The sequence below is a fragment of the Staphylococcus sp. LKG3-1 genome, from assembly GCF_048568385.1.
In the GTDB taxonomy this organism is placed as follows: domain Bacteria; phylum Bacillota; class Bacilli; order Staphylococcales; family Staphylococcaceae; genus Staphylococcus; species Staphylococcus saprophyticus.
On sequence record NZ_CP183796.1, the window covers coordinates 598,610 to 622,676 of the forward strand.

The 24,067-nt window shown below is 32.2% G+C and carries 23 protein-coding genes and 1 riboswitch; of the genes, 6 read left to right on the forward strand and 17 right to left on the reverse strand.

Annotated elements, in window-relative coordinates:
- Window positions 1-75: 75 nt before the first annotated feature.
- From ypdA to ACM595_RS02870, 4 genes are all read right to left on the reverse strand, one after another.
- Window positions 76-1,062: a bacillithiol disulfide reductase YpdA gene (ypdA, locus tag ACM595_RS02855; RefSeq protein ID WP_115340598.1), complete on the reverse strand. Its 987-nt coding sequence runs from the start codon at window positions 1,060-1,062 to the stop codon at window positions 76-78.
- A gap of 253 nt (window positions 1,063-1,315) precedes the next feature.
- Entirely contained in the window at window positions 1,316-2,947 is a 1,632-nt protein-coding gene (ebpS, locus tag ACM595_RS02860) for an elastin-binding protein EbpS (protein WP_419744431.1), read from the reverse strand.
- A 146-nt stretch (window positions 2,948-3,093) separates the two neighbouring features.
- Complete coding sequence (locus ACM595_RS02865; RefSeq protein ID WP_041080659.1) at window positions 3,094-4,473, reverse strand: RecQ family ATP-dependent DNA helicase; 1,380 nt, start codon at window positions 4,471-4,473, stop codon at window positions 3,094-3,096.
- Entirely contained in the window at window positions 4,466-5,425 is a 960-nt protein-coding gene (locus ACM595_RS02870) for a helix-turn-helix domain-containing protein (RefSeq protein WP_002483239.1), read from the reverse strand. The genes ACM595_RS02865 and ACM595_RS02870 overlap by 8 nt, the downstream gene beginning before the upstream one ends.
- 109 nt (window positions 5,426-5,534) lie before the next feature.
- Here ACM595_RS02870 and ACM595_RS02875 point away from each other — a divergent pair, with 109 nt between their 5' ends.
- On the forward strand, window positions 5,535-5,783 hold the full coding sequence (locus ACM595_RS02875) for a ferredoxin (RefSeq protein ID WP_002483238.1): 249 nt from the start codon (window positions 5,535-5,537) through the stop codon (window positions 5,781-5,783).
- A 155-nt stretch (window positions 5,784-5,938) separates the two neighbouring features.
- Here the strand turns inward: ACM595_RS02875 and ACM595_RS02880 are convergent, their stop codons facing one another.
- The 6 genes from ACM595_RS02880 to ACM595_RS02905 all read right to left on the reverse strand — a co-directional run bounded on the left by ACM595_RS02880 (window position 5,939) and on the right by ACM595_RS02905 (window position 11,502).
- Window positions 5,939-6,484 carry an ECF transporter S component gene (locus tag ACM595_RS02880; RefSeq protein WP_037538408.1) on the reverse strand — a complete coding sequence of 182 codons (546 nt, stop codon included), beginning with the start codon at window positions 6,482-6,484 and terminating at the stop codon, window positions 5,939-5,941.
- Window positions 6,485-6,551: 67 nt separating this feature from the next.
- A riboswitch (FMN riboswitch) is annotated at window positions 6,552-6,687 on the reverse strand.
- Between the two features lie 219 nt (window positions 6,688-6,906).
- A complete protein-coding gene (locus tag ACM595_RS02885) occupies window positions 6,907-8,670 on the reverse strand; it encodes an ATP-binding protein (protein WP_037538600.1) in 1,764 nt (587 codons plus the stop codon).
- Window positions 8,654-9,379, reverse strand: coding sequence for a response regulator (locus tag ACM595_RS02890; protein WP_011303060.1), 726 nt, complete (start codon window positions 9,377-9,379; stop codon window positions 8,654-8,656). The genes ACM595_RS02885 and ACM595_RS02890 overlap by 17 nt, the downstream gene beginning before the upstream one ends.
- Window positions 9,380-9,505: 126 nt before the next feature.
- Window positions 9,506-10,243 carry a pseudouridine synthase gene (locus ACM595_RS02895; RefSeq protein WP_002483234.1) on the reverse strand — a complete coding sequence of 246 codons (738 nt, stop codon included), beginning with the start codon at window positions 10,241-10,243 and terminating at the stop codon, window positions 9,506-9,508.
- Complete coding sequence (gene scpB / locus ACM595_RS02900; RefSeq protein ID WP_002483233.1) at window positions 10,236-10,784, reverse strand: SMC-Scp complex subunit ScpB; 549 nt, start codon at window positions 10,782-10,784, stop codon at window positions 10,236-10,238. Before scpB ends, ACM595_RS02895 begins: the two co-directional genes overlap by 8 nt.
- Window positions 10,768-11,502: a segregation and condensation protein A gene (locus tag ACM595_RS02905; protein WP_041080657.1), complete on the reverse strand. Its 735-nt coding sequence runs from the start codon at window positions 11,500-11,502 to the stop codon at window positions 10,768-10,770. Before ACM595_RS02905 ends, scpB begins: the two co-directional genes overlap by 17 nt.
- Before the next feature lie 91 nt (window positions 11,503-11,593).
- Between ACM595_RS02905 and ACM595_RS02910 the strand changes: the two genes are divergently transcribed.
- Window positions 11,594-12,100, forward strand: coding sequence for a DUF309 domain-containing protein (locus ACM595_RS02910; RefSeq protein WP_002483231.1), 507 nt, complete (start codon window positions 11,594-11,596; stop codon window positions 12,098-12,100).
- A gap of 68 nt (window positions 12,101-12,168) precedes the next feature.
- On the opposite strand, the gene xerD is transcribed toward ACM595_RS02910, so the two are convergent.
- From xerD to ACM595_RS02925, 3 genes are all read right to left on the reverse strand, one after another.
- Window positions 12,169-13,056, reverse strand: a complete 888-nt coding sequence (gene xerD / locus ACM595_RS02915; RefSeq protein ID WP_069822000.1) for a site-specific tyrosine recombinase XerD — start codon at window positions 13,054-13,056, stop codon at window positions 12,169-12,171.
- Window positions 13,057-13,095: 39 nt separating this feature from the next.
- Window positions 13,096-13,542 carry a Fur family transcriptional regulator gene (locus ACM595_RS02920; protein WP_002483229.1) on the reverse strand — a complete coding sequence of 149 codons (447 nt, stop codon included), beginning with the start codon at window positions 13,540-13,542 and terminating at the stop codon, window positions 13,096-13,098.
- A 103-nt stretch (window positions 13,543-13,645) separates the two neighbouring features.
- A complete protein-coding gene (locus tag ACM595_RS02925) occupies window positions 13,646-14,188 on the reverse strand; it encodes an NUDIX hydrolase (RefSeq protein ID WP_037538405.1) in 543 nt (180 codons plus the stop codon).
- A 159-nt stretch (window positions 14,189-14,347) separates the two neighbouring features.
- On the opposite strand from ACM595_RS02925, the gene ACM595_RS02930 reads away from it, so the two are divergent.
- Entirely contained in the window at window positions 14,348-15,262 is a 915-nt protein-coding gene (locus tag ACM595_RS02930; protein WP_002483227.1) for an aldo/keto reductase, read from the forward strand.
- Between the two features lie 108 nt (window positions 15,263-15,370).
- Here ACM595_RS02930 and ACM595_RS02935 read toward each other — a convergent pair whose 3' ends face one another.
- Complete coding sequence (locus ACM595_RS02935; RefSeq protein ID WP_002483226.1) at window positions 15,371-16,129, reverse strand: SDR family NAD(P)-dependent oxidoreductase; 759 nt, start codon at window positions 16,127-16,129, stop codon at window positions 15,371-15,373.
- Window positions 16,130-16,280: 151 nt separating this feature from the next.
- Between ACM595_RS02935 and proC the strand changes: the two genes are divergently transcribed.
- On the forward strand, window positions 16,281-17,096 hold the full coding sequence (gene proC / locus ACM595_RS02940) for a pyrroline-5-carboxylate reductase (protein ID WP_011303054.1): 816 nt from the start codon (window positions 16,281-16,283) through the stop codon (window positions 17,094-17,096).
- Window positions 17,097-17,248: 152 nt separating this feature from the next.
- On the opposite strand, the gene rnz is transcribed toward proC, so the two are convergent.
- A complete protein-coding gene (gene rnz, locus ACM595_RS02945; protein WP_002483224.1) occupies window positions 17,249-18,169 on the reverse strand; it encodes a ribonuclease Z in 921 nt (306 codons plus the stop codon).
- Window positions 18,170-18,319: 150 nt separating this feature from the next.
- On the opposite strand from rnz, the gene zwf reads away from it, so the two are divergent.
- Together zwf and ACM595_RS02955 are read left to right on the forward strand one after the other, a co-directional pair.
- Window positions 18,320-19,804, forward strand: coding sequence for a glucose-6-phosphate dehydrogenase (gene zwf, locus ACM595_RS02950; RefSeq protein WP_037538404.1), 1,485 nt, complete (start codon window positions 18,320-18,322; stop codon window positions 19,802-19,804).
- A 409-nt stretch (window positions 19,805-20,213) separates the two neighbouring features.
- The gene (locus ACM595_RS02955) at window positions 20,214-21,095 is read left to right on the forward strand and encodes an AraC family transcriptional regulator (protein ID WP_037538401.1); all 882 of its coding nucleotides are present in this window, start codon (window positions 20,214-20,216) and stop codon (window positions 21,093-21,095) included.
- A gap of 85 nt (window positions 21,096-21,180) precedes the next feature.
- Here ACM595_RS02955 and ACM595_RS02960 read toward each other — a convergent pair whose 3' ends face one another.
- Both ACM595_RS02960 and ACM595_RS02965 read right to left on the reverse strand, forming a co-directional pair.
- The gene (locus tag ACM595_RS02960; protein ID WP_041080653.1) at window positions 21,181-22,845 is read right to left on the reverse strand and encodes a glycoside hydrolase family 13 protein; all 1,665 of its coding nucleotides are present in this window, start codon (window positions 22,843-22,845) and stop codon (window positions 21,181-21,183) included.
- Between the two features lie 11 nt (window positions 22,846-22,856).
- Window positions 22,857-23,861: a LacI family DNA-binding transcriptional regulator gene (locus ACM595_RS02965; protein WP_037538400.1), complete on the reverse strand. Its 1,005-nt coding sequence runs from the start codon at window positions 23,859-23,861 to the stop codon at window positions 22,857-22,859.
- Window positions 23,862-24,067: the final 206 nt, after the last annotated feature.

The following is a 24,067-nucleotide window of genomic DNA, read 5'->3' on the forward strand; positions in this document are numbered from 1 at the left end:
TGATTAAGTATACTATTTGAATTATAAAAAGCTGAGACAATTTTTAGTTGTCTCAGCTTTTTATATCTTAGGAATTTAAGATTCTAAAGGTGTTTGTTTTTTTGATAAGATACTTTGTGTAATAATACCGCCATGGTATTTGCCATTTTCAATAAAAATTGTATTTGCATCATTACCAGCAGCTATGACACCAGCTATATAGCAATTTTCAACATTAGTTTCATATGTTTCTTTATTATATACAGGTGCAGTACCATATTCATTTTGATTAATTTCAATGCCGATAGATTGTAAGAATTCGTAATCTGGGTGATAACCAATCATGGCAAACACATAGTCATTGGCTATCTCAAATGTTTGGCCACCCTGTTCATAGAAAACACTATCCTCAGTAATTTTAGTGACATTTGCATTAAATGCCATATCGATTTTTTCATGTCGTACAAGCGATTCGAAATTAGGAAGTATCCATGGTTTGATCGCTTTTGGATATTCATTGCCACGATAAATAACTGTGACATTTGCGCCTGCTTTTTCAAGTTCTAAAGCAGCATCGACTGCTGAGTTTTTACCGCCTAAGATGACAACATTTTGATCGAAGTAAGGATGCGCCTCTTTAAAATAATGCATTACTTTTGAAAGTTCTGCACCTTCGACTTCAAGTTGATTGTGATGTCCATAGTATCCTGTTGCTACAGTGAGAAATCTACATTGATAAACATCTTTCGTAGTTGTAATTGTGAAACGGTTATTGATTTTTTTTACAGTGAGGACTTCTTCGAAAGCATTGATTCGTAACTGATGGTGTTTAACTACAGCTCTATAATAAACCAGTGCTTGATTTCTATGCGGCTTGCTTTCTTCAACTATAAAAGGTATGTCCCCAATACTTAATTTGTCACTAGAAGAAAAGAATGTTTGGTGTGTAGGATAATTATAAATCGCGTCTACAACATTACCTTTTTCAATAACTAATGTATCTATTCCTTTTTTCTTTTGCTCAATGGCAGCACTTAATCCACAAGGACCGCCACCTATTATGATACTTTCAACTGTTTGCATACTTTATTCGTCCTCCTTTTACCACCCATACATTATACCAATAGTTTTAAAAATTCCAAATTAAAGAATTTGAAAACTTTATAACAATTGAATTCATAAGGTTTATGCTTGAAAGAAAATTATATTATTTAATATTTAACTCGATAAATAAACATAGATAAACCCTACGCAAATATGTGCGCAGGGTTTATCTATAATTTGATAGCTACTCTATTTAATAGTTATCCATAAAAATTATCAGTAGTAAAGAAAATTATTGTGGTATCACAAGACGTTGACCATTATGAATGTCGTTGCCTTGAATATTATTTGCTTCTCTGATTTTTTCTACATTTTCTGGAGTACCTTCACCATAGTATTGGATCGCAATTCTATATAAATTTTGTCCATTTACAACGTGAGTGCGTTGTCCAGAATTGCTATTTGAAGATTGATTATTTTGTTGGTTGCTATCGTTTGATGCATTTTGTGACTGGTCTGATGAACCATTTTGATTGCTATTAGCTTGATTATTTTGTTGTGATTGATCGCTTTGTTGATCTTGATTGTTTTGACTATTTTGTTCATCTTGTGTGCCTTGGTTTTGATCGCTGTTAGCTTGATCTTGTGAATCGTTGTTACCTTGGTCAGAATCAGAATTGGCATTATCAGAGCTATCACTACTATCAGAATCTGTTGTAGCTTGATTATTGTCATCATCTTTAGCTTTGTCTTTATCTTTAGCTGATTTACTGTCTTTATCAGAATCAGCATCTTTAGCTTTATCAGAATCTTTATCTTTGTTGTCAGCTACTTTTTTGTCATCGTCGCTGCCTTTATCATCGTTGTTACCTGTTAACGCCATACCACCAAAGATACCTATAGCGGCTAAGATTAAAATAGCTGCTATAATTGGGAGGAGTTTACCAAGTAAACCACCTTTTTTCTTGTTGTTATCTTCAGAATCATGGTTATTGTCACCATTATTACCATTTCCGCCGTTGCCACCATTACCATTACCACCATTGCCAGTACTTGATTTAGAATGTGAAGCAGCGGCAGCGCCAGTACCAGCAGCTGCTGCACCGCCTGCTACAGCAGCACCTTTTTTCTTAGAACCATGTTTTTCTTCGTTTTTAACGTCAGATTTGGATTCATTTTGTTCTGGTTCATTATCATTTTTATCTTTTTTGCCTTTATGCTTGCCAGCTGCATAAGCACCAGCTCCAGCAGCGGCAGCGCCACCTGCTACAGCAGCACCTTTTTTCTTAGAATCATGATTGTTTGTATTTTCATCTTGCGTTTCTGTCGAATCATTCGTTTGATTGGATTGTTCCCAATCTTGATTTTGTTGATGCGCTTTATCGTTATGGTCTTTAGAACTTGAAGCTGCATCGTTATGTTTACTAGCAGCATAAGCACCAGCGCCTGCAGCACCACTACTGGCGATAGCAGCACCTTTTTTATTATTGCTATCTTCGTCAGATTGAACTTTTTCATTATTTATATCATGACGATTTTCAGATTGCTGATTGTTTGATGATTCGTGAATCAAATTGTTATTTTGTGAAGGATCATTAGATTCTTTGTCTGCATTTGAATCTCTTGAAGAATTGTCTTCGTGTTGTAAACCATTATCACGATCACCAACATCATTATTTTCGTTGTGATGTTCTTGGTTAGACTGCTCATCTTCTCTTTGATTTGTTGCTGTGTCTCTTCGACGTTGTCTGCGTTGAGCATTTCTAGGAGGAAATTGTTCATCTGATTTATTAGACACTTCCTCTTTTACATTGTCAACTGAATCGTTAACCGAGTCTTGAGTATTTTCTTGGTGTTCTTTTGGATCAATGGATTGACGATTTTTTTCAAAATCATCTTTAAAATTGTTGTTAGACAAATTCATCATCCTTCCTTTTTTTATTTAAGTATATACTGTTTTACCCTGAAAGATTGTAAATATGTATAACTTTTTGAAGAAAAATTACTATTAAACAAGTGTATACACCGTATTATAGCTTGATTGAAAATATGAAGTAAAGTGATTGTCTATTATTTAAATAAATTTTGTATTTTTTCATTAAAATCCATTTTTCTTTTAACTTTTTTTCTATTTAATATATTTATTGCATTAATTTTAGAATCATTATCACAGCACTGGTTTGGTTTTTCGCTCAATTGTTCGTTAAAGAATTCTATCATATAAGCACGTCGACATTGATCAAGATGCTTATAGCCTAACATGCGCATATATCCTAAATGTTTACGTTTGTATGAAATCTCGAATATATTACGTAATTGTTGATATGTATAATAGCTATAAAGTATTTGTAGAACTTCTGATTTTTCAGGAGGCAAAAATTGACCGAGTTCGAATGTTTCAACATCCTCCATCGTTATCATATCGGTAAATAATAGTGTTTCTAATAAAAAGCGATCATCTGGTTGATAAAGACTAATGGCTTGACTTTGTCCCCCGTCACGACCAGCACGACCTATTTCTTGCATATAATTAGAAGGACTTGTAGATAAATGAAAATGGATAATTGTTCGGATGTCTTTTTTATTAATGCCCATACCAAATGCACTTGTAGCAACAATGATTGGGATTTCATTATTTAAAAATTGATGTTGTACCGTATGACGCTCCTGATAAGATAAGTCACCATGATAAATACCAGTTAAAAAGCCATAGTTGTATATTTGTTGCGCTAATAATAGACACATTTTTTTAGATGATACATAGATAATTGTTGGACCAGCGTGTTCTAATGAAGGTAGTAACCATTTCAACTTCTCATCATCATCAGCAAAGTTTTTATGCGATAACGAAATATTATCTCTATTCATGGTTGTCTTTACGATATGAAAAGATTTATTTAATATTTGCTCTAAATCAAATGTTAAATAGGATGGTGCTGTTGCTGTTAAAGCTAATACAGTAGCGTTATGAAAATGGTTGACGATTTTGCCAACTAAGGCGTAATGCGGTCGGAAATCATAACCCCATTCTGAGAGACAGTGTGCCTCATCTAATACGATGATTCCTAGATTTATATGTTTTATTAATTTAAAGTTATGAGGTTGTAGTAGAAATTCAGGACTTAAGAAAATAAAGCGACTTTTCGTCAATTGTTTAATGTTTTGAGCCCTTTCATGTTCATCCATTCCTGAGTGAATGCAAGCTACATGATGCTCACCATGTAGTTTAAGTTGCATGACTTGATCATCCATTAATGAGATTAATGGAGAGATGATTAGTGTTGGTTGTTGATTTATATATGTTGGCAATTGATAGCATAGGCTTTTGCCACTTCCAGTTGGTAAAATACCTAATGTATCTTTCTTTTCAAGTACATGCGTTATGATTTCTTTTTGTCCAGGTTTAAAAGTATCAAAACCAAAGTGTTTTTTTAACGCTTCATTAAGCATGCAAATCACCTCTTTCAATGCCAACAATGATTAATTTAATTTCAAAATAACTAAGATCTGGAAATATAGTTTTATAGTTTCTTAAACGTTCACTGCGGTTTGACAAGTAATGTGGAATAAATTGTTCATAAGTTTTATGTATTAAAAATGAATGATAATCTGTTAAATAACCTTTGATAAATAATTCTAAGATATGATCTTGTATCGTATTTTGTTTAACATTTTGTTGAGCTGCTAATTTATCAAAATGCATGCCTTGTTTTATACCTTCATAAGTTAATGTTGTCTTATGTAATAAAGCAGGTAATATAATAAGTTGATTTAATAAAGGATATTGTGAATCATCTTCTATTTCATACATTAAAGTAACTAAATCTCTTATTTCCAATTCATATAAGTGTTCTTGAGATACAGATTCAATTAAACTTACTTGTTGTCTAGTGTACATGCTTTCTTCAAAACCTTGTAAATAGTAATGGAGATAAACATGATTGTTTTTTTCTGATAACGTATGAAATAAGTTTGTAAGTTCTTCGATGAATCGAGATTTTAAATCTTCATCAGTTATTTTTTTATATAGTTGTTTAACTTGTTTTTGCACAGTACGATGTTGTGTGATCGGTATAAATTCATAAATAGCATGGCCAGTATTGGAAAGTGTCTGAGTTAACAATTGAATTGCATTAAACGTGTTCACAAGACTGTCGTATGTGTGTCGAGGATGATTAATGATACTTTGATATTGCGCTGTTTCAATGTTAAAATTATTAGAATATCGCTCAAACGACGGATATTTTAAATTAGGTAAGCTATGATACAATGACAATAGTTGTTGACTACAGGCGTCAAAAAACGTTTGATGAGACTTTTTCCCTGTGATAATATTAAATATACTTTTTTCGGTTTTGTAATTATGTGCATTTGTGTATGCAAAATGAATTATATTATACATAGACGCTCCCTCATCTTATAAATCGAAAACATTTGAAAAAACGATAAACTGTGATTACAATAATATTTGTGTAATTATTGTAGCATTTTTGTCAAAGGAGGCGAAGAAATTGGCTAAATATACAATTGTAGATATGGATACATGCATTGCATGTGGTGCTTGTGGTGCCGCTGCCCCTGATATTTATGACTATGATGACGAAGGTATTGCATATGTTATTCTAGATGATAATCAAGGTACTGCGGAAGTGCCAGAAGAACTATATGAAGACATGGAAGATGCATTAGATGGTTGTCCTACGGATTCAATTAAAATTGAAGAGGAATCATTTGATGGCGATGCATTAAAATTTGAATAATGCTATTATTGCAAAATAGTATTTATATACAACCATGTTAGTAACGTCATCACTGTGACATTTGCTAACTTTTTATTTTTTTAAAGCGATAGATAAAACGAGCCGTGATATCAATATATAATGGCTCGTTTTATCTATCTTTCTTTTATTAAATTTTATTTAGGTAAGACATTTTTTAGTCTGTTGTATAACAAAATAAATATGATAGAGATGACAATACCTTTAATGATATTAAAGGGAATCACACCAGATACGATGACGATTTTTACATTTTCAACAACGTCAGATAGATTCATAATCATGCCATACAGTGGGAGTAAAACGAAATAGTTCAGTATACTTAATACAATTGTCATAACTACTGTCGCAATACTTAGTCCAACAATTTGTGACTTAATTTTATCTTTATATTTCGTTACAAAATAAGCTGTTAATAAAAAGCTAGATGCTGCTAAAAAATTTGCAACTGGTCCAACTGGATCACCTATGTTAAATAAAAAGTTGAGTAAATTTTTTATGAATTCTACAATAAGACCTGCTACAGGTCCTAAAATAAATGTTGCTAATAACGCGGGAACATCACCAAAATCTAACGTTAAATAAGGTGGCAAAAATGGTATTGGAAATTTTATAAACATTAAAATGAAAGCCACCGCACTCAACATACTTATGGTAATGAGTCTTTTTGTTTGTTGATGCATATTTAATTGTCTCCTTCCATTCATCTTACATAGAATAGGAGGAATAAATTGCACAACAAATCATGTCCTCCATCTTCTCCCATCCAGACTTTACTGTCGGCTCTAGATTTTCACTAGATCAGCCATTTTATTATATATAATAAAATGGGTCGCAGGCTTTATTTACTGCCGGTTGGGAATTGCACCCTACCCCGAAGATGAATTTCTTAAATTTTATAAATTTATCATAGCTTATTAGTCAGATAAAAACAATAGAATTGCTTAAAATAACTCATTGCCTAGCCATTGTGTGTACTACACATGTGATAAAATGATTAAAAATAAAATTAAATTCAAGCTACCAACGAAAATAATCCGTCACAAGCCGTAGTAGTACCACGCTTGTAACGGATTTGTAATAGATTAGAATTATTAAAGATAAATCAGTTTGTTTTAGGTTTTGGTAAAGTGATGATAAATGTAGTCCCTTTACCAAGCGTACTTTTAACATCGATAGTACCACCATGCTCGTGTATAATCATGCGACATATGAACAATCCTAATCCTGTTCCTTGTTTACCTCTTTTACGAGCAGTGTCTACTTTATAGAATCTATCAAATACTTGTTGTAAATGTTCAGGTGCTATGCCTGATCCAGTGTCACTAATATAAAGGATATTTTCAGTTTGCGTTTCTCCATACTCAATCTTTATTTCGTCACCTGGTTCAGTATATCTTGAAGCATTGTCTATAAGATTGGTTAATACTTGTTCAATTCTATCAGAATCATAATACCACATCTGATTGTGAGTATTTGGACTTAAATTCATATTTAAACCTAAATCTTTAGCATGTTTTTGATACTTTTGTTGCACCTTATCAAGCAAATGATCAATGGGTTGAACAACTTTTTCTACAGTTAATCCTTCTGCGTCCATACGAGCAACATTTAATAACTCATTCACTAATCTGTTCAAGCGTTTTGTTTCATCTAACACAATTGAAAGTGACTCATGAATTTCTGCAGGTTCGGTGACGATACCATCAACGATGGATTCTGTATACCCTTGCAGTAAAGATATAGGCGTGCGTAATTCATGTGATACATTCGCAATAAAGTCTTTTTTCATTTGGTCCATATTATGTTCGTTAGTCATGTCACGAATGATAGCTACAATACCACTACGACCATCAGGTTGAATTTGTTCGATATAACTTGTAATAATTACAAAATAGCGCGTGTTAATTTCATAAACTTCAAATTGCGTTTTTTTATTTTTAAATGTAAGTTCATTTTGTTCATCAAGTTTTTCTAAAGCAAAATCATCTAACATTTGCAATGTAGTATTAGCCATTTTGTTTGAAATGATAATTTCTTTTTTATCATTAAAGCCTAATACGCCTTCTACCATTGAATTGATTAGACTATCGCGGATATTTTTAGATGAAGATAACGCGTCAATGTGTTGCTGTATTTCGGAACTCATTGTATTAAATGCGCGTGATAATTCCCCTATTTCATCTCGCGAATTGACTGGGACAACTTGCGCATAATCACCTTTAGATACTTTTAACGCTTGTGTTCTTAAATTTCTTAAAGGCTTTGTAATTCTAGAAGATAAGAAGAAGGCAAAGATAGTTGTTATCGCTAAAAAGATAATCGCAATAATTAAAATGATAACGGTAATGACATTGTTTGTGTCTTCAATCGTTTTTAAGTCTTGATAAATGAATACACCACTAAACTTATTTGTGTGATTATCCGCTGATGAAATGGCTTTTGTAGGATAACCGATTAATACATAAGTTCGTTGATTTCCATTCATATTTAAGGTGACATGTTCAGAAACTTGTTTACCATTATTAAATACTTGATTGTAATCATTGCTTTTTTTAATTTCTTTGACCATTTTGTTTTTCGTTTTATCTTTATCCTGTCTATCTATATGCTTATCATTCATTATGATAAGTCCAACTGGTCCTTCGATTAATTTTCTACTATGTTGAATTGCAGTTTCTCTATTATCTGCGCTTTCTAAAAGTTGACTAATTCGTTTTGCATCTTTTAATAATGAGTCTTCTGTTTCTTGCGTGAAATAAGATTGTATAAACGTTATAAGCGCTGCACTTAATAAAATTAAAACTGTAGTCACTATAAAAATAATAGTTAACCACAGTTTAATGACGACGCTATTGAGTTGATTCATTATTTGATTTGATTTCAAATTTATAACCAACACCCCATACAGTTTGTATCATATGTGCAGCGTCCTCTGATACACGATTTAATTTCTCTCTTAAACGTTTAACGTGAGTATCTACAGTTCGCAAGTCACCATAGAACTCATAATGCCATACTTCTTTTAGTAATTGTTCTCTATCAAATACTTTATTAGGTGTTTTTGCTAGGAAGATCAATAATTCATATTCTTTAGGTGTTAAATTCACTTGACTACCATCTGCCAACACTCTATGTGCATCGTTATCAATCACTAAGTGATCAAATTCTATTAAATCACGTGCATGTGGTTCGCTTTGTTCGGCAGTTGCCACTTGTGTACGTCTTAATAATGCTTTAACACGTAGGACCACTTCTCTTGGAGAGAATGGTTTTACGATGTAGTCATCCGCACCAGATTCAAATCCTTCTACACGATTTGTTTCCTCACCTTTAGCAGTTAACATGATAATGGGTGTTTCCTTATGCTCTCTTAATTTAGACGCAACGGTAATGCCATCCATTTCAGGTAGCATCAAATCTAATAAAATGCAAGCATAGTCATGTTCCATTGCCATTCTATATGCTTCATTTCCATCATTTGCTTCATGTATTTCAAAAGATTCTCTTTCGAGATATAGTTTCAATAATCTTCTAATACGATCTTCATCGTCTACAATTAGTATTTCGTTTGACATACGTATATACCTCCCACACGACTAACTTTCTAATTCAACCATATTATATCATAGCTTTAAGGTTAAAAGTGGTTATGAAGAAAAAGTTTGTGAAAAAATTATCATAGTTGATAATTTAAATTCAGATTAATTACCGTGTTCTGCAATTTGGCGTATCATTTTAACTTCGTGTGGCGTAAGTACTCTACCTTCACCAGCATTTAAACCTTTCAAGTTTAATGGTCCAAATTCAATGCGTTGCAATTTGGTTACTTGATGTCCAAAATGTTCAAACATGCGACGCACTTGTCGATTACGTCCTTCAGTAATAGTGATTTCAACTAATGTTGTGTTTTTATCTTTATCTTGATTTTTCACTTTAATTATAGCAGGTTGAGTAACACCATCTTCTAGTTGGACACCTTGTTCAAGCGATTTCACTTCTTCACGCATGAGATAACCTTTTAATTTTACTACATATTTTTTCTTTATTTTATAACGTGGATGTGTCATAAGATTAGTGAATTCGCCGTCATTTGTCAGTAATAATAAACCAGATGTATCATAATCTAAACGGCCAACTGGATAAATTCTTGTTTTAATTTGTTTAAAGTAGTCAGTTACAACTTTACGTCCTCTGTCATCTGAAACACTGGTGATGACTTGTGCAGGTTTATAAAATAGTATATATAATTTGTCTTCTTGTTCTAATTTGATACCCTCTACTTCGATGCTATCAGAAGGTTTAACTTTAGTGCCTAATTCAGTTTCAACTGTGCCATTCACTTTTACTTTGCCTTCAGTAATTAAAGTTTCTGCTTTTCTACGTGAAGTATAGCCACTGTTGGCAATACGTTTTTGAAGTCTTTCTGTATCTTTATTCATGATTATCTCCTTTTTGATTAACTAAGTTACTAAAGAACGCTTCGATTTCTTCATCTTCTTCGTCTGTAGTAGGTAAATCGTCTAAATGTTCAATACCAAATACGTTTAAAAATAGTTCAGTGGTATAAAGTTGATGACTTCTAGAATCGGCTTCCTCTTTAGCTTCTACTAAACCGCGAGCGATTAATGTTTTAACAGCGCCGTCTGAATTAATACCTCTAATTAGTTCAATATCACTGCGTGATAAGGGCTGATTATATGCAATGATGGATAAAGATTCCATTGCAGCTTGTGATAATTTCATTTTTGATTTTTGTTCAATTAATTGTTCGATATAATCAGATGCTTCTTTCTTGGTAGTTAATACATAAGTATTACCGTAGTGTTGAATCGTTAAACCGGGTGAATCATACGCTTCAATTAATTCTGTTAATGTTGTTGGTTCAATTTCTAAAATTTCTAGTAGTTGCTGTTGATCCAAACCTTCGTCTCCGGCTGTGTATAGTAGTGCTTCTAATATGCCTTTATCTTGCAACGCCATAGTTTACTCCTCTTAAAATATTAATATCATCAAAACTTTTTGCTTGTTCAATATTTACTATACCGGATTTCGACATTTCAAGTATAGCTAAGAAATGTGTCACTACCATTTCTATCGGTTCTGTAAAATTAAATAAGCTAAAGAAGTTAAAGGACTCATGCTGCTTTAATTTATCAGTGACTTGTGAAGTTGCTTGTTGTATTGTGAATGTTTCTTTACGTATATCTACTGTTTTAGGTGTATGGAACTCAACTCTGTTTTTTACTTTTTGATAGGCAATGATTAATTCTGTTAAATCAATTGTATTATCTGGGCTCCATGTTTCATTGGATTCTAAATGGGATAAATCCGTTGGATGTTTAGAAAAATATAAAGCACGTTCGACTTTACGTTCATTTAAAAATTCAGTGTAGGCTTTATAATTTTGATATTCGATTAAACGACCCACCAATTCGTCTCGTGGATCATCATCTAAATCTTCCACTTCATTCGTTTGAGGTAGAAGCATTTTACTTTTTATCATCAATAATTCTGAAGCCATGACTAAGTATTCACTAGCAATATTAATTTCTAATTGATTCATCGTATGTATATATTGCATATACTGCTCAGTTAATGCTTTCATAGGAATATCATAAATATCAATTTCAATTTTTTGTATAAGATGCAATAATAAATCTAATGGTCCATTAAAGGCATCTAGTTTTACTTCGTACATTTTATCTACCTCATATCGCAAGTTAAGTGCGTAATTCACTAAAGTATTATAGCATGTTTAATGAAAACATTTAAATTTGGAGCGGTTTTTTATGGAAAATGCATTAAAGGAATTTTATTTTCAATTTCATACGAATCAACATTACTTTTTATGTCATGACATTTTAGAGGAAGCTTGGAAGGAAAATAAATCTTTCAGTAAGGATGACGCTGTCGTCAGTTTAATTTTATTTGCAACTGGATGTTATCACTTTCGTAGAGAAAATGATAAAGGTGCTATCAAATCTTTTAGAAAAGCATTAAAAGTTATTGAACCTTACAAAGAAGAAATCAATCTAGGTATTGATATCAAAGCATACCAAAAAGTGATTGCTGAATTAGTACATGCTATTGAAAATGGTCAACAATTTGCACCAGTACAGTTACCAATCACTTCACAAATGCAACAAAAAATTTTAACAACGTATCCAAACTATATCATGACGGAATATGTTATTAGAGATAGTTACATTGTTAATCATCATTTAGAAAGAGATAGAACAGAAGTGAATGAGGCTCGTTTAAACGCATTATATCAAAAACAACAAGATAGAAAATAAAAGTACTAAACCAATTGTTTGCATATAAAAACACAGGCGAGTTATTCAACGAATCAACTTGTCTGTGTTTATGCACGTGGATGAAATTCATTATACATTTTTCTAATTTGTGATTTGGATACATGTGTATACAATTGTGTGGTAGATATATCAGAATGTCCTAACATTTCTTGAACTGCACGTAAATCCGCCCCATTTTCTAGTAAATGCGTGGCAAATGAATGTCTCAATGTATGTGGTGTTAATGATTTTGTGATATTAGCTTTGATAGCGTTTTGTTTAATCATTTTCCATATAGCTTGTCTTGATAAAGGTTTGCCATGCATATTTAGAAATAAGGTATTCGTCACTGTTTTCTTCAACAATTGAGGACGAATGGTTTCTATGTACGTCTTTAAATATTCTATTACTGTGTCACCTAAAGGTACAATACGCTCTTTATTACCTTTTCCAAATACTTTGACAAAGCCCATAATTAAATTTACATCTTCTAACTCAATTTGGATGAGCTCAGAAACACGCATGCCTGTCGCATATAATAACTCTAGCATTGTGCGATCTCGATAGCCATTTATTTTAGCCAAATTGGGCGTTTCCAATAGTGCTAACACTTCATTTATTTCTAATACATCAGGTAATTTGCGATCATATTTGGGTGTCTCGATAAGTACAGTTGGATCTTTTGCAGCATACTTTTCTCTCAACGCAAATTGATGAAAGCTTCTAATTGTTGAAATAAACCGTGCTAACGATTTAGCAGAAGCGCCATTATCATGTAAATACCCCAGACATTGTTGAATGGATGCTCTATCAATAAAATCAATATGACTAATCTTTTGTAACTCTAAAAACGTATTATATTTTTTTAAATCTCTCCGATAAGCTCCTATTGTATTCGAGCTTAATCTTTTTTCTAATTGAATGAATTTCAAATATTCTTCAATAATCGTATCCAAGATACCACCTCTATCTTTAAAATGGTGTACGTAGCTGAGTTATTTACCCAATGCCTGGCAATCAGAACATACACCATGGAATGTCAAACGATGATCAGAAATTCTAAAATTAAAATCATTTTCGACACGTTCTTCAACTTGTGGCAATAAGTCTTCTTCAATTTCTTCTACTTTGCCACATTCCATACAAACAAGGTGGTGGTGAAAATGTTTTGCGCCTTCTTTACGTAAATCAAAACGAGCGACGCCATCTCCGAAATTAATTTTATCAACAACTTTTAATTCTGATAATAGCTCTAACGTACGATATACTGTTGCTAGACCTATTTCAGGTGCTTTGTCCTTCACTTTTAAATAAACATCTTCAGCACTTAAATGATCTTTTTCATTTTCAATTAAAACACGCAACGTAGCTTCACGTTGAGGTGTCAATTTATATGAAGATTGTTGTAATTGTTGCTTCACGCGATTTAAACGTTCTTCCACGGAAGCCTCACTCCCCTACTAATAATTATAATCATTTTAATTTACATAATGATTTATATATAAAATACCAGTAATTGATAAAATACGCAAGTCAACTTGCTTCTTATTTATAATCATTATAATTAAGGAGTAAATGTTGTAATGCAATAATCGTTTTAGCATCTTCGAAATACTTATTTTTTAACATATCTTTAATGTCGTCTACATCGTAATATACTAATTCAATAAATTCATCATCATCGAGATGCATTTCTCCAACTTTTAAACTATTAGCCATATATATGGAAATTTTCTCATTTGAAAAACCAGGAGAACCGTACATTTCTGTAATTAGTTCTAAATCTTCAGCTATATAACCTGTTTCTTCTTCTAATTCACGCTTAGCTGCAGAAAGTCGTTCTTCGCCTTTTTCTAATTTGCCTGCTGGAATTTCTAATAATGGCTTTTCAGCTGGTTTACGAAATTGTTTTACTAAGATGACTTTGTTATCAGGTGTCACCGGACAAACTGCGACTGCCCCATTATGATAAACTAATTCACGTTTAGATGTGTTGCCATCGGGTAATTCAACATCGTGGACTTCTAAATCAATAATTGCGCCTTTATAAATGGATTCTTTATGTATTGTTTTCTCATATAAATTCATTTTAATCACGTTCCTTTAATTTGATTTAAGTTACTGTTAAGATAAATACGTTAGTATATAGGGAGCAATTAAAATAAGTATTTCAAATGACAAATAAATCGTATTTAGTAAATTTATTTTTAATCCCTATGATTTGAGTGTATCGAAAGGAGAAACGACATGCAAAAAAATGTTTTAAAAAGTGGTATTGAACTCTCAGAATTAGGATTAGGTTGTATGAGTTTAGGCACAGATATTAACCAAGCTGAACCAATTATAGAACGTGCAATAGAACATGGTATTACTTACTTTGATACAGCAGATATATATGATAAAGGTGTAAATGAAGATATTGTAGGTAAAACACTTAAAAAATATCAAGATAGAAGTGACATCGTCATTGGTTCTAAAGTAGGAAATCATTTAGCTGATGATGGTTCTACATTTTGGGACCCTTCGAAAGCATACATTAAAGAAGCAGTAAAAGGTTCATTAAGTCGCTTAGGACTTGACCATTTAGACTTGTATCAATTACATGGTGGAACGATAGATGATCCCCTAGATGAAACGATTGCTGCATTCGATGAATTGAAACAAGAAGGCATCATCCGAGCATATGGTATTTCTTCAATTAGACCCAATGTTATCAATTATTATTTAAAACATAGTGATATTGAAACACTCATGTCTCAATTTAATTTAATAGATAACAGACCGGAAGCTTTATTAGATGATGTACATGCTAAAAAAGTAAAAGTTTTAGCTCGTGGTCCAGTTTTTAAAGGATTGTTAACTTCTAACAGTAATCAAGCCTTAGATCGTAAGTTTTCAGAAGGTATTTTTGATTACACATATCCTGAATTAGGCGAAACTGTTGCATCTATTAAAGAAATCGAAAGCAATCTCTCCAGTTTAACATTTAATTACTTAACCTCTCATGATGCGTTAGGTTCAATCATTGTAGGGGCAAGTAGTGTGAATCAACTGGATGAAAATGTTGAAAATTATAAACTGTCTAAAGATATCAGCTTAGAAAAATTGAAAGCAGCACGTGATCGCGTTAAAAATTTAGAATACACGCAACATTTAAAATAAGTTAACCAATTAAAGCGTATGAGTTATTTTAGATAGGAAAGTGAACTAAACTGTATCCTATTTAATCTTACTCATACGCTTTTAATATTGTATAACTACTCATATTGATTAAGATTTGTTATTAAATAAAAAAGTGAAGTGTTTTTCAATAAATCGAGGTGCTAACTGATAAATACGTAAGAGATGATGCATCCAACTGGGTGCATTAATTTCTTCTTTTTGAGTGATTATCGCATTAACAATACGTTGAGCTAATTTATCGGAGTTTAGCATGATTTTTTTATATTTTTTTGAATATGTTAATGAAGGATCTGCTTTTTCATGGAATGGTGTTGCTATCGGTCCTGTATTAACTGTTAGTACATGGTAATTGGGTTTTTCAATACGGAGTGCATTTAGTACTTGATTAAATGCAGCTTTACTAGCACCGTAATGGGCAGCAGAAGCTTGTGTCAAAAATGCAGACTGACTTCCAATGCCTACGATTGTAGGCATGCGACTGAAATGTGGTTGTAATGTAGTTAATAATGAATTAAAGCTAATTACATTTAACATATATGTTTCTTGCATTTCTTCTATTGTGTGTTGATCAATTGATTTGAAATAACCTAACCCAGAACTATAGATGATACCATCGATGGATTGTCCTTTAAAATGGTTGCTAAGTTGGACGATTTGCGATGTGGACTGTAAATCACATTGGATAATCTTTAAATGTGAGGAGCCATATTTTAATTGAAGCGGCTTTAGCTTATTAACGTCACGTACCAGTGCAGTCACATAGACCTGTTTTTGTAATAGAATGTGTAAGATAGATTTACCTAATCCACCTGATGCGCCTGTTAAGACATAATGTCTACCTATCATATGTATCCCTACCCTTTGTTAGTATATGGATAGTATATATGAAGTCATTACGTTATGCCATTTATTATGGAAATATTAGGCATATTGTGAAACTATGTTACTATAGATACATAAATGAAACATAAAAACTCAGAGGAAGTGAAATGTTCACATGAAACTAGTATTTTATGGTGCTGGTAATATGGCACATGCAATTTTTACAGGTATCGTTAATTCTAAAGTTATAGATTCCAATGATATTTATTTAACAAATCGTTCTAATGAAGTTGCACTTAAAGAATATGCTGAAAAGTTAGGTGTCAATTATAGTTATGATGATGAAGCGTTATTAAAAGCGGCAGATTATGTATTTTTAGGAACTAAACCTTATGATTTCGAATCATTAGCAGAAAGAATTAAACCATTTATAACAGACAAAAATAAATTTATCTCTATCATGGCTGGTTTACCTATTAGTTATATAAGAGAAAAATTGGAAGCGGACAATCCAATTGCACGTATTATGCCAAATACCAATGCACATGTAGGTCATTCAGTTACTGGAATTAGTTTTTCAAGTAATTTTGGTCCAAATTCTAAAGATGAAGTCGATGAATTAATTAATGCCTTTGGTTCAGCAATAGAGGTTCCAGAGGACAATTTACATCAAGTGACAGCCATTACAGGAAGTGGTCCAGCATTTTTATACCATGTATTCGAACAATATGTTACAGCTGGTACACGCTTAGGTTTGGAAAAAGCACAAGTCGAAGAATCGATTCGCAACTTAATTATTGGAACAAGTAAAATGATTGAACGTTCTGAATTAAGCATGGAACAACTTAGAAAAAACATCACATCTAAAGGTGGCACTACTCAAGCAGGGTTAAATGCCCTTTCACAACATGACTTAGAAAGTGTTTTTGAGGATTGTTTGAGAGCTGCAGTGGATCGTAGCGTTGAACTTTCAAGCCAGGATGAAGATTAAGGACTGACATTTTACAACAATAATAAATAGAAACATGTTTTTTCATAAAATTATAAATACCCTTTAAAGTAGAAGTTCTAAAAATTTCACTTTAAAGGGTATTTTATATATGGGATTTTAATTTCCACTATATTCATTATTATAAGCAAGTTTTAAAAAGACCACGAATCAAAATCTTTCACAAATTTAAATGGAGGTGTAGTGGGAAGTGATTTGAGTGATTTACTAATCGTTTCAACTTCTTCAATTGTGTAACGATTACTCATGTGTGTAATCAAGCTATAATCTACGTGGGCATTTTCTATTAGTGTAAATACATCCTCAATATGGCTATGATGATAATTGTTTGCTAATGATTTATCACCTTCTATATAAGTACTTTCATGAACCATAACATTAGCATGATCGGCGATGATTTCTTCATTTTGACACGGCATTGTATCACCAAATATAGCGATAACAGGTCCTTTCACAGCATCCCCTTTAAAATCTTTGGAATTATAAATAATGCCATTATATTCAAATGTTTCATTATTTTTTACATCTTGATATTTAGGCCCAGGCTCTAACCCAATTTCTTTAAGCGCCGATACATCTATTTTTCCAGATGTATAGGGTGCTTCGATACGATATCCGAAAGAAGGTATACCGTGATTTAACATATGCGCTTCTACATTAAAACCATTATTTTGATAGGATAAGTGGTTTTCGATTTCTATATATGTAATTGGATAATTTAATTTAGATTCAGATAAACGTAAAGTCGTTTCTATATATGCTTTAATTCCTTTAGGTCCAATGAGTGTTAGTGGCTTACCTTCACCACCTTGAAACGACCTACTCGTTAATAATCCTGGTAACCCAAAAATATGGTCGCCATGCATATGCGTTATAAAAATGTGATCTACCTTTCCTAATTTAATAGAATGATGCAATATTTGGTGTTGTGTACCTTCACCGACATCAAATAGCCAGATATTATTAGAATATGGTTCCAAGTTTAATGCAATTGCTTGTGTATTTCGTTCTTTTGTTGGTAGACCAGCACTCGTACCAAAAAATGTGATTTCCATGCATATGCCTCCTCTTCTTGTTCACATTTTATCATAGAAAAGAATAAAAAATATATTAAAATTTTCTTCTCTCAAGCAAAAAGGTATGAACTAAACAGATTATTGTTCTATAATATAAAGAGATTTATAAAAAGAATTGAGGTTTTGATCTTGAATACTAAAAATAAAGACATTCCATGCTTAATAACAATATTCGGAGCAACGGGTGATTTAAGTCACAGAAAATTATTCCCATCATTGTTCCATCTATATCAACAAGAAAATTTAAATGAACAAGTTGCTATAATTGGTATAGGTCGAAGAGAGTTAACAAATGATGATTTTCGTAGTCAAGTGAAATCATCTATTCAAGAACATGTTAAAGACACGAAGCATCTTGATAAATTTATGGAACATGTATTTTATCATAAACACGATGTAAGTGACGAAGCAAGCTATCAATCATTACTAGAAGTTAGTAATAAACTAGACACTGAATTTAATTTAAATGGTAATAGATTGTTCTATTTAGCTATGGCGCCAAAATTCTTTGGTGTAATTTCTGATTATTTAAAATCATCTGGATTAACAGAAACGACTGGTTTCAAACGTTTAGTCATCGAAAAACCATTTGGCTCTGATTTAGCCTCTGCTGAAGATTTAAATGAACAATTACGTCGTTCATTTAAAGAAGAAGAAATTTATCGTATTGATCATTACTTAGGTAAAGATATGGTACAAAATATCGAAGTGTTACGTTTTGCTAATGCAATGTTCGAACCACTATGGAATAACAAATATATTTCCAATATCCAAGTAACCTCTTCTGAAGTATTAGGTGTAGAAGATAGAGGTGGTTATTATGAATCAAGTGGTGCATTAAAAGATATGGTACAAAACCATATGCTACAAATGGTTGCCCTACTTGCTATGGAAGCGCCTATCAGTTTACACAGTGAAGATATTAGAGCAGAAAAAGTAAAAGCGCTTAAATCATTACGAAAATTAGAACCAGAAGAAGTGAGACAGAACTTTGTCCGTGGTCAATATGATGAAGGTGTAATCCAAGGTCAAAAAGTACCAAAATATAGAGATGAAGATCGTGTTGCTGAAAATTCAACTACCCCTACTTTCGTAGCAGGTAAATTAACGATCGATAACTTTAGATGGGCAGGCGTACCTTTTTATATTAGAACTGGTAAACGTATGAAGAGTAAAACAATACAAGTTGTTGTTGAATTTAAAGAAGTGCCAATGAACTTGTATTATGAAACTGATAAAAAATTAGACTCAAACTTACTTGTAATCAATATTCAGCCTAATGAAGGTGTGTCATTACACTTAAATGCTAAGAAAAATGTACAAGGCATAGAGACAGAACCTGTTCAATTATCATATGCAATGAGTGCACAAGATAAAATGAACACAGTCGATGCATATGAAAACTTATTGTTTGATTGTTTAAATGGTGATGCTACAAACTTTACACATTGGGAAGAATTAAAATCTACATGGAAGTTTGTAGATGCAATTCAAGAAGAATGGAATCAAAATGAACCAGAGTTCCCTAATTATGAGTCAGGTTCTAATGGTCCGCTTGATAGTGATTTATTATTAAGTAGAGATGGTTTCAAATGGTGGGACGATATTCATTAAATAATATATTGCTAATCATACGAGCATCAACATTTGTAACTTTACAATGTTGATGCTTTTTTGTTAACTATTTTTTATGTTATGATTTAAGCTATTGAGTAAAAAAAGTGAATGCCAAATAACTTATTTACATTTTACCCTATTTAATATTTTTAAGATGTAAGCGGAATGAAAATGATGTAGAATATACTTAATCAGTTAAAAACATATTATATTATGTAGTCATTTTTTAAGAGTAGTAAAACGCGGATCATATGTTTTTTGTGTTATTCAGTTGATACATCGGCTGATAAATATAGAGGGTTACTTCGTGAGAAAAGTGATTCGTTGTGAATTTGATTCGTGCTCTATCAGTAGATAGTTTATGGTTTGTTATTTGAATGGAAAATCTAGTTTAGGAGTGAAAGTTTTGGACGTTATCAAGCAAATACAACAGGCAATTGTTTATATAGAAGATCATTTATTAGTGCCTTTTCATTTGCAAGCACTCAGTGATTACGTTGGTCTTTCACCATATCACCTTGATCAATCGTTTAAAATGATTGTTGGTCAATCTCCGACAGAATATGCTAGGTCTCGTAGAATGACATTAGCAGCGAATGAAATTATAAGTGGATCTAGTCGATTAATGGATATTGCTAAAAAATATCATTACAGTGACACAAATGCTTTTGCAAATGATTTTAGTGACTTTCACGGGGTTTCACCTATTCAAGTCAACACAAAACGTGAAGAGCTAAAGATGCAACCACGTTTATATATTAAATTAACAACAACAGATAAACCGCCCAATGCATATCGTTTAGAGGATACAGCGGGCATAGCTTTAGTTGGTTATGCACAATTTATCGATTCAGAACATTTAGAGAATCCTTTTAAGGTACCAGATTTTCTTGAGGACTTAATGAAAGATGGAAAAATCAAGGAGCTACAACGTTACAATGATATTAGTCCACATGAATTGTTTGTAGTAAATTGTCCGCTAGATGAAGGTATGGAAATATTTGTTGGTGTGCCTAGTGAAAGGTATCCGTCTCATTTAGAAAGTAGATATCTTCCAGAAAGGCAATATGCAAAATTTAATCTACAAGGTGAGTTAGACTATGTTGTGAATGAGGCATGGTATTATATAGAAACAAGCTTACAAATGACTTTACCTTATGAACACAATAGTCTTTACGTTGAAGTATATCCATTTGATATCTCATTTGATGATCCATTTTGTAAAATTCAATTATGGATGCCTGTAGATCAAGAACAATACTTAGATTATGATGAAACAAACCGATAAAATATAAATAGATAGACCCACCACTCATTATTGTGATGGGTCTATCTATTGGCTAAGCTGAGACGTTTGTAGGCTCGGTTTATTTTTATTTGTTTGTTAAATCAAGGACAAATGCTTCAAAAGGTCGTAATGCATTCATGTTAATAGCGCGGTCTTTATAGTTATGAAGTAAAATATGATTGCTATGATTGGACATATAATCAGGCATATTTAAAGATGTTATTTGATCAGTAAGATTACCGACAATTAAGACCTGCTTATCATCTAATGTTCTTGTATATGCGAATACTTGTTCATTATTTGTATCAACAAGATCAAATTTACCATATGTGTAGACATCATCAGATTTTTTCAATTGAATCATTGCTTTATAAAAATTGAGTATTGAATTTGGATTATCTTGTTGTTCAGCAACATTGATTTGTTGATAATTAGGATTTACTGGGAACCACGGTTGATGATCAGAAAATCCAGCATTTTTATTTTGGTTCCATTGCATAGGCGTTCTTGAATTATCTCTATTTTCCATTTTATGTTTTTCTAATAATGCAGACGTATCACCATTTTGCGCTTTTACAATATTGTATTCATTAACTACGGCGACATCATTAAAAGTCTCGATGCTTTCAAATGGATAATTTGTCATACCTATTTCCTGTCCTTGATAAATAAATGGGGTGCCTTGTTGTAAGAAATAAACAATTGCATGGCTTGTTGCAGATTCATACCAATACGTTTTGTCATCTCCCCATGTAGATACACGTCTAGGTTGATCATGATTTTCTATAAATAACGCATTCCAACCTACATTTTCTAGTTTCTTTTGCCATCTATTTAATATAGTTTTGTATGATTTTACATCAAATTTTACGTCACCGGTGTTCCATAAACCTAAATGTTCGAATTGGAATATCATGTTAAATTTGCCTTTATCTTCCCCTACCCAATCCTCTGCATTATCTGGATTAACACCATTGGCTTCGCCTACAGTCATAATATTATACTGACTTAGTGATTTATCTTTCATTTCCTGTAACCATGTTTGAATGCCAGGTTGATTCATATCAACATCAAATGCCGGTGCATATGTTTTACCTTCAGGTACGGATAAATCTCCAGCCTCGAATGATTTTTTTATATGTGTAATTGCATCTACTCTAAAACCATCAATTCCTTTTTCAAACCACCAATTCATCATATCAAATATTTCATTACGAACTGCTGGATTATCCCAGTTTAAATCAGGTTGTTTTTTACTAAACAAATGGAAATAATATTCTTGAGTTTGCTCATCAAATTCCCAAGTTGAACCATTAAATATGCTTTCCCAATTATTTGGTTCAGAACCATCTGATTTTGGCTTTTTCCAGATGTACCAATCTCGCTTGGGGTTGTCTTTGCTTGATTTTGATTCAATGAACCAAGGATGTTCATCTGAAGTATGATTAACAACAAGATCAAGGATTAATTTCATGCCACGTTTATGTACACCTTCTAGTAATTGATTAAAATCATGCATCGTACCAAATTCATCCATAATATCTTTATAATCACTAATATCATATCCGTTATCATCATTTGGTGATTTATACATTGGGCTTAACCAAATAACATCGATACCTAAGTCCTTTAAATAATCCAACTTTTCTATAACACCCGGTAAGTCACCGATACCATCATTGTTTGAGTCATTAAAGCTTCTTGGATAAACTTGATATGCGACAGCTTCTTTCCACCATTGTTTATTCATAATGTTTCCTCCTAAAATTTTTTGGTTGAGCAACGATTAATGATATGCGTTGGTATGATTTTATTTATATATTCAATGTGGTTATCTTTTACTAATTTAATAATACTTTCACTTGCAGCTTTACCTAATAATTGAGGTTGAATATCTACAGCAGTTTGTGGTGGTGCTGCGTATGCTGATATATATGAGTCATTAAAAGTTGCAGTTTGTATGTCTTCAGGAATAGTAATATTCAATTCATATAGTGCACTTAAAACGAGTTGATTAAGCATAGTGTCGGAGGTAATAATGATAGTTGGTAAAGTGTTTTCAGTAACAAGCGCCTTTAAGTGATTTATAATTTGTTGGCGACTCAAATCTGTAAACATTATACTCGGTTTTAAATTAGCAACCTTCAATGCTTGTTTATAACCTTTAATGCGATCTTTCACTACCTCATAATCACCCATCTCCGCTAAAAATAGAAACGTTTTATGTCCTAAATCTATTAAATAGCGCGTTAATAATTGTGATGCCAAAATATTATCATTATCTATATGTACCACATTTTCATTGTTGATTGGTTTACCTATAACAACATAAGGTATGGCATGTTGTTTTAATAAATTAGCAATCTCGTCGTTTTCTTTTGAATAAAGCAATATAAATCCTTCAACTGCATGAGAGTGAATCATATGTTTTACTTCAGCTATGATTTCACTAGTTTGCTCACCTGTTGTAGATATGGTTGCATAATCATGATATTTACATTCAATATAAACACCAGACAATACTTCTATAATAAATGGATTTTGTCTTGTTGCTTTGTCACCTTGCTTTTGAATAATACCAATTGTTTTTGATTTTTTTGTTATGAGCGTTCTTGCAACATGGTTTGGCTGGTAATTAAAATCAGCCATTATTTTTTTCACTTTTTCCTGTGTGGCTACACTTATGCGACTATTACCACTAATCACACGGGAAACAGTAGAAGGAGACACATTTGCTGCATTTGCAATATCCTTTATAGTTACCAATATAACGACATCCTTTAATTAACTAATAAAGCGCTTTCTCTTGCTAAAATAAATAATAAAGAAAATATAAACCAAAGTCAAAAGATTTGTGCAAACGTTTGCTCAAAAATATTTTTTCTTTCTCTAAAATCTACTAGCATATAAAAAAGAGCCAAGACATTATTATTTAAACAATAATGTCTTGGACTCCTCTATGATACAAATAC

Excerpts from the sequence above, each read along its gene's own strand:
- ACM595_RS02960 (WP_041080653.1), bottom strand. The coding sequence starts at position 22,845 with ATGAATAAACAATGGTGGAAAGAAGCTGTCGCATATCAAGTTTATCCA.
- ACM595_RS02910 (WP_002483231.1), top strand. The coding sequence starts at position 11,594 with ATGGAAAATGCATTAAAGGAATTTTATTTTCAATTTCATACGAATCAA.
- ACM595_RS02895 (WP_002483234.1), bottom strand. The coding sequence starts at position 10,243 with ATGAATAAAGATACAGAAAGACTTCAAAAACGTATTGCCAACAGTGGC.
- ACM595_RS02870 (WP_002483239.1), bottom strand. The coding sequence starts at position 5,425 with ATGTATAATATAATTCATTTTGCATACACAAATGCACATAATTACAAA.
- ebpS (WP_419744431.1), bottom strand. The coding sequence starts at position 2,947 with ATGAATTTGTCTAACAACAATTTTAAAGATGATTTTGAAAAAAATCGT.
- ACM595_RS02885 (WP_037538600.1), bottom strand. The coding sequence starts at position 8,670 with ATGAATCAACTCAATAGCGTCGTCATTAAACTGTGGTTAACTATTATT.
- ACM595_RS02880 (WP_037538408.1), bottom strand. The coding sequence starts at position 6,484 with ATGCATCAACAAACAAAAAGACTCATTACCATAAGTATGTTGAGTGCG.
- ypdA (WP_115340598.1), bottom strand. The coding sequence starts at position 1,062 with ATGCAAACAGTTGAAAGTATCATAATAGGTGGCGGTCCTTGTGGATTA.
- ACM595_RS02925 (WP_037538405.1), bottom strand. The coding sequence starts at position 14,188 with ATGAATTTATATGAGAAAACAATACATAAAGAATCCATTTATAAAGGC.
- rnz (WP_002483224.1), bottom strand. The coding sequence starts at position 18,169 with ATGGAAATCACATTTTTTGGTACGAGTGCTGGTCTACCAACAAAAGAA.
- ACM595_RS02890 (WP_011303060.1), bottom strand. The coding sequence starts at position 9,379 with ATGTCAAACGAAATACTAATTGTAGACGATGAAGATCGTATTAGAAGA.
- scpB (WP_002483233.1), bottom strand. The coding sequence starts at position 10,784 with ATGGCGTTGCAAGATAAAGGCATATTAGAAGCACTACTATACACAGCC.
- ACM595_RS02865 (WP_041080659.1), bottom strand. The coding sequence starts at position 4,473 with ATGCTTAATGAAGCGTTAAAAAAACACTTTGGTTTTGATACTTTTAAA.
- proC (WP_011303054.1), top strand. The coding sequence starts at position 16,281 with ATGAAACTAGTATTTTATGGTGCTGGTAATATGGCACATGCAATTTTT.
- ACM595_RS02905 (WP_041080657.1), bottom strand. The coding sequence starts at position 11,502 with ATGTACGAAGTAAAACTAGATGCCTTTAATGGACCATTAGATTTATTA.
- ACM595_RS02930 (WP_002483227.1), top strand. The coding sequence starts at position 14,348 with ATGCAAAAAAATGTTTTAAAAAGTGGTATTGAACTCTCAGAATTAGGA.
- ACM595_RS02935 (WP_002483226.1), bottom strand. The coding sequence starts at position 16,129 with ATGATAGGTAGACATTATGTCTTAACAGGCGCATCAGGTGGATTAGGT.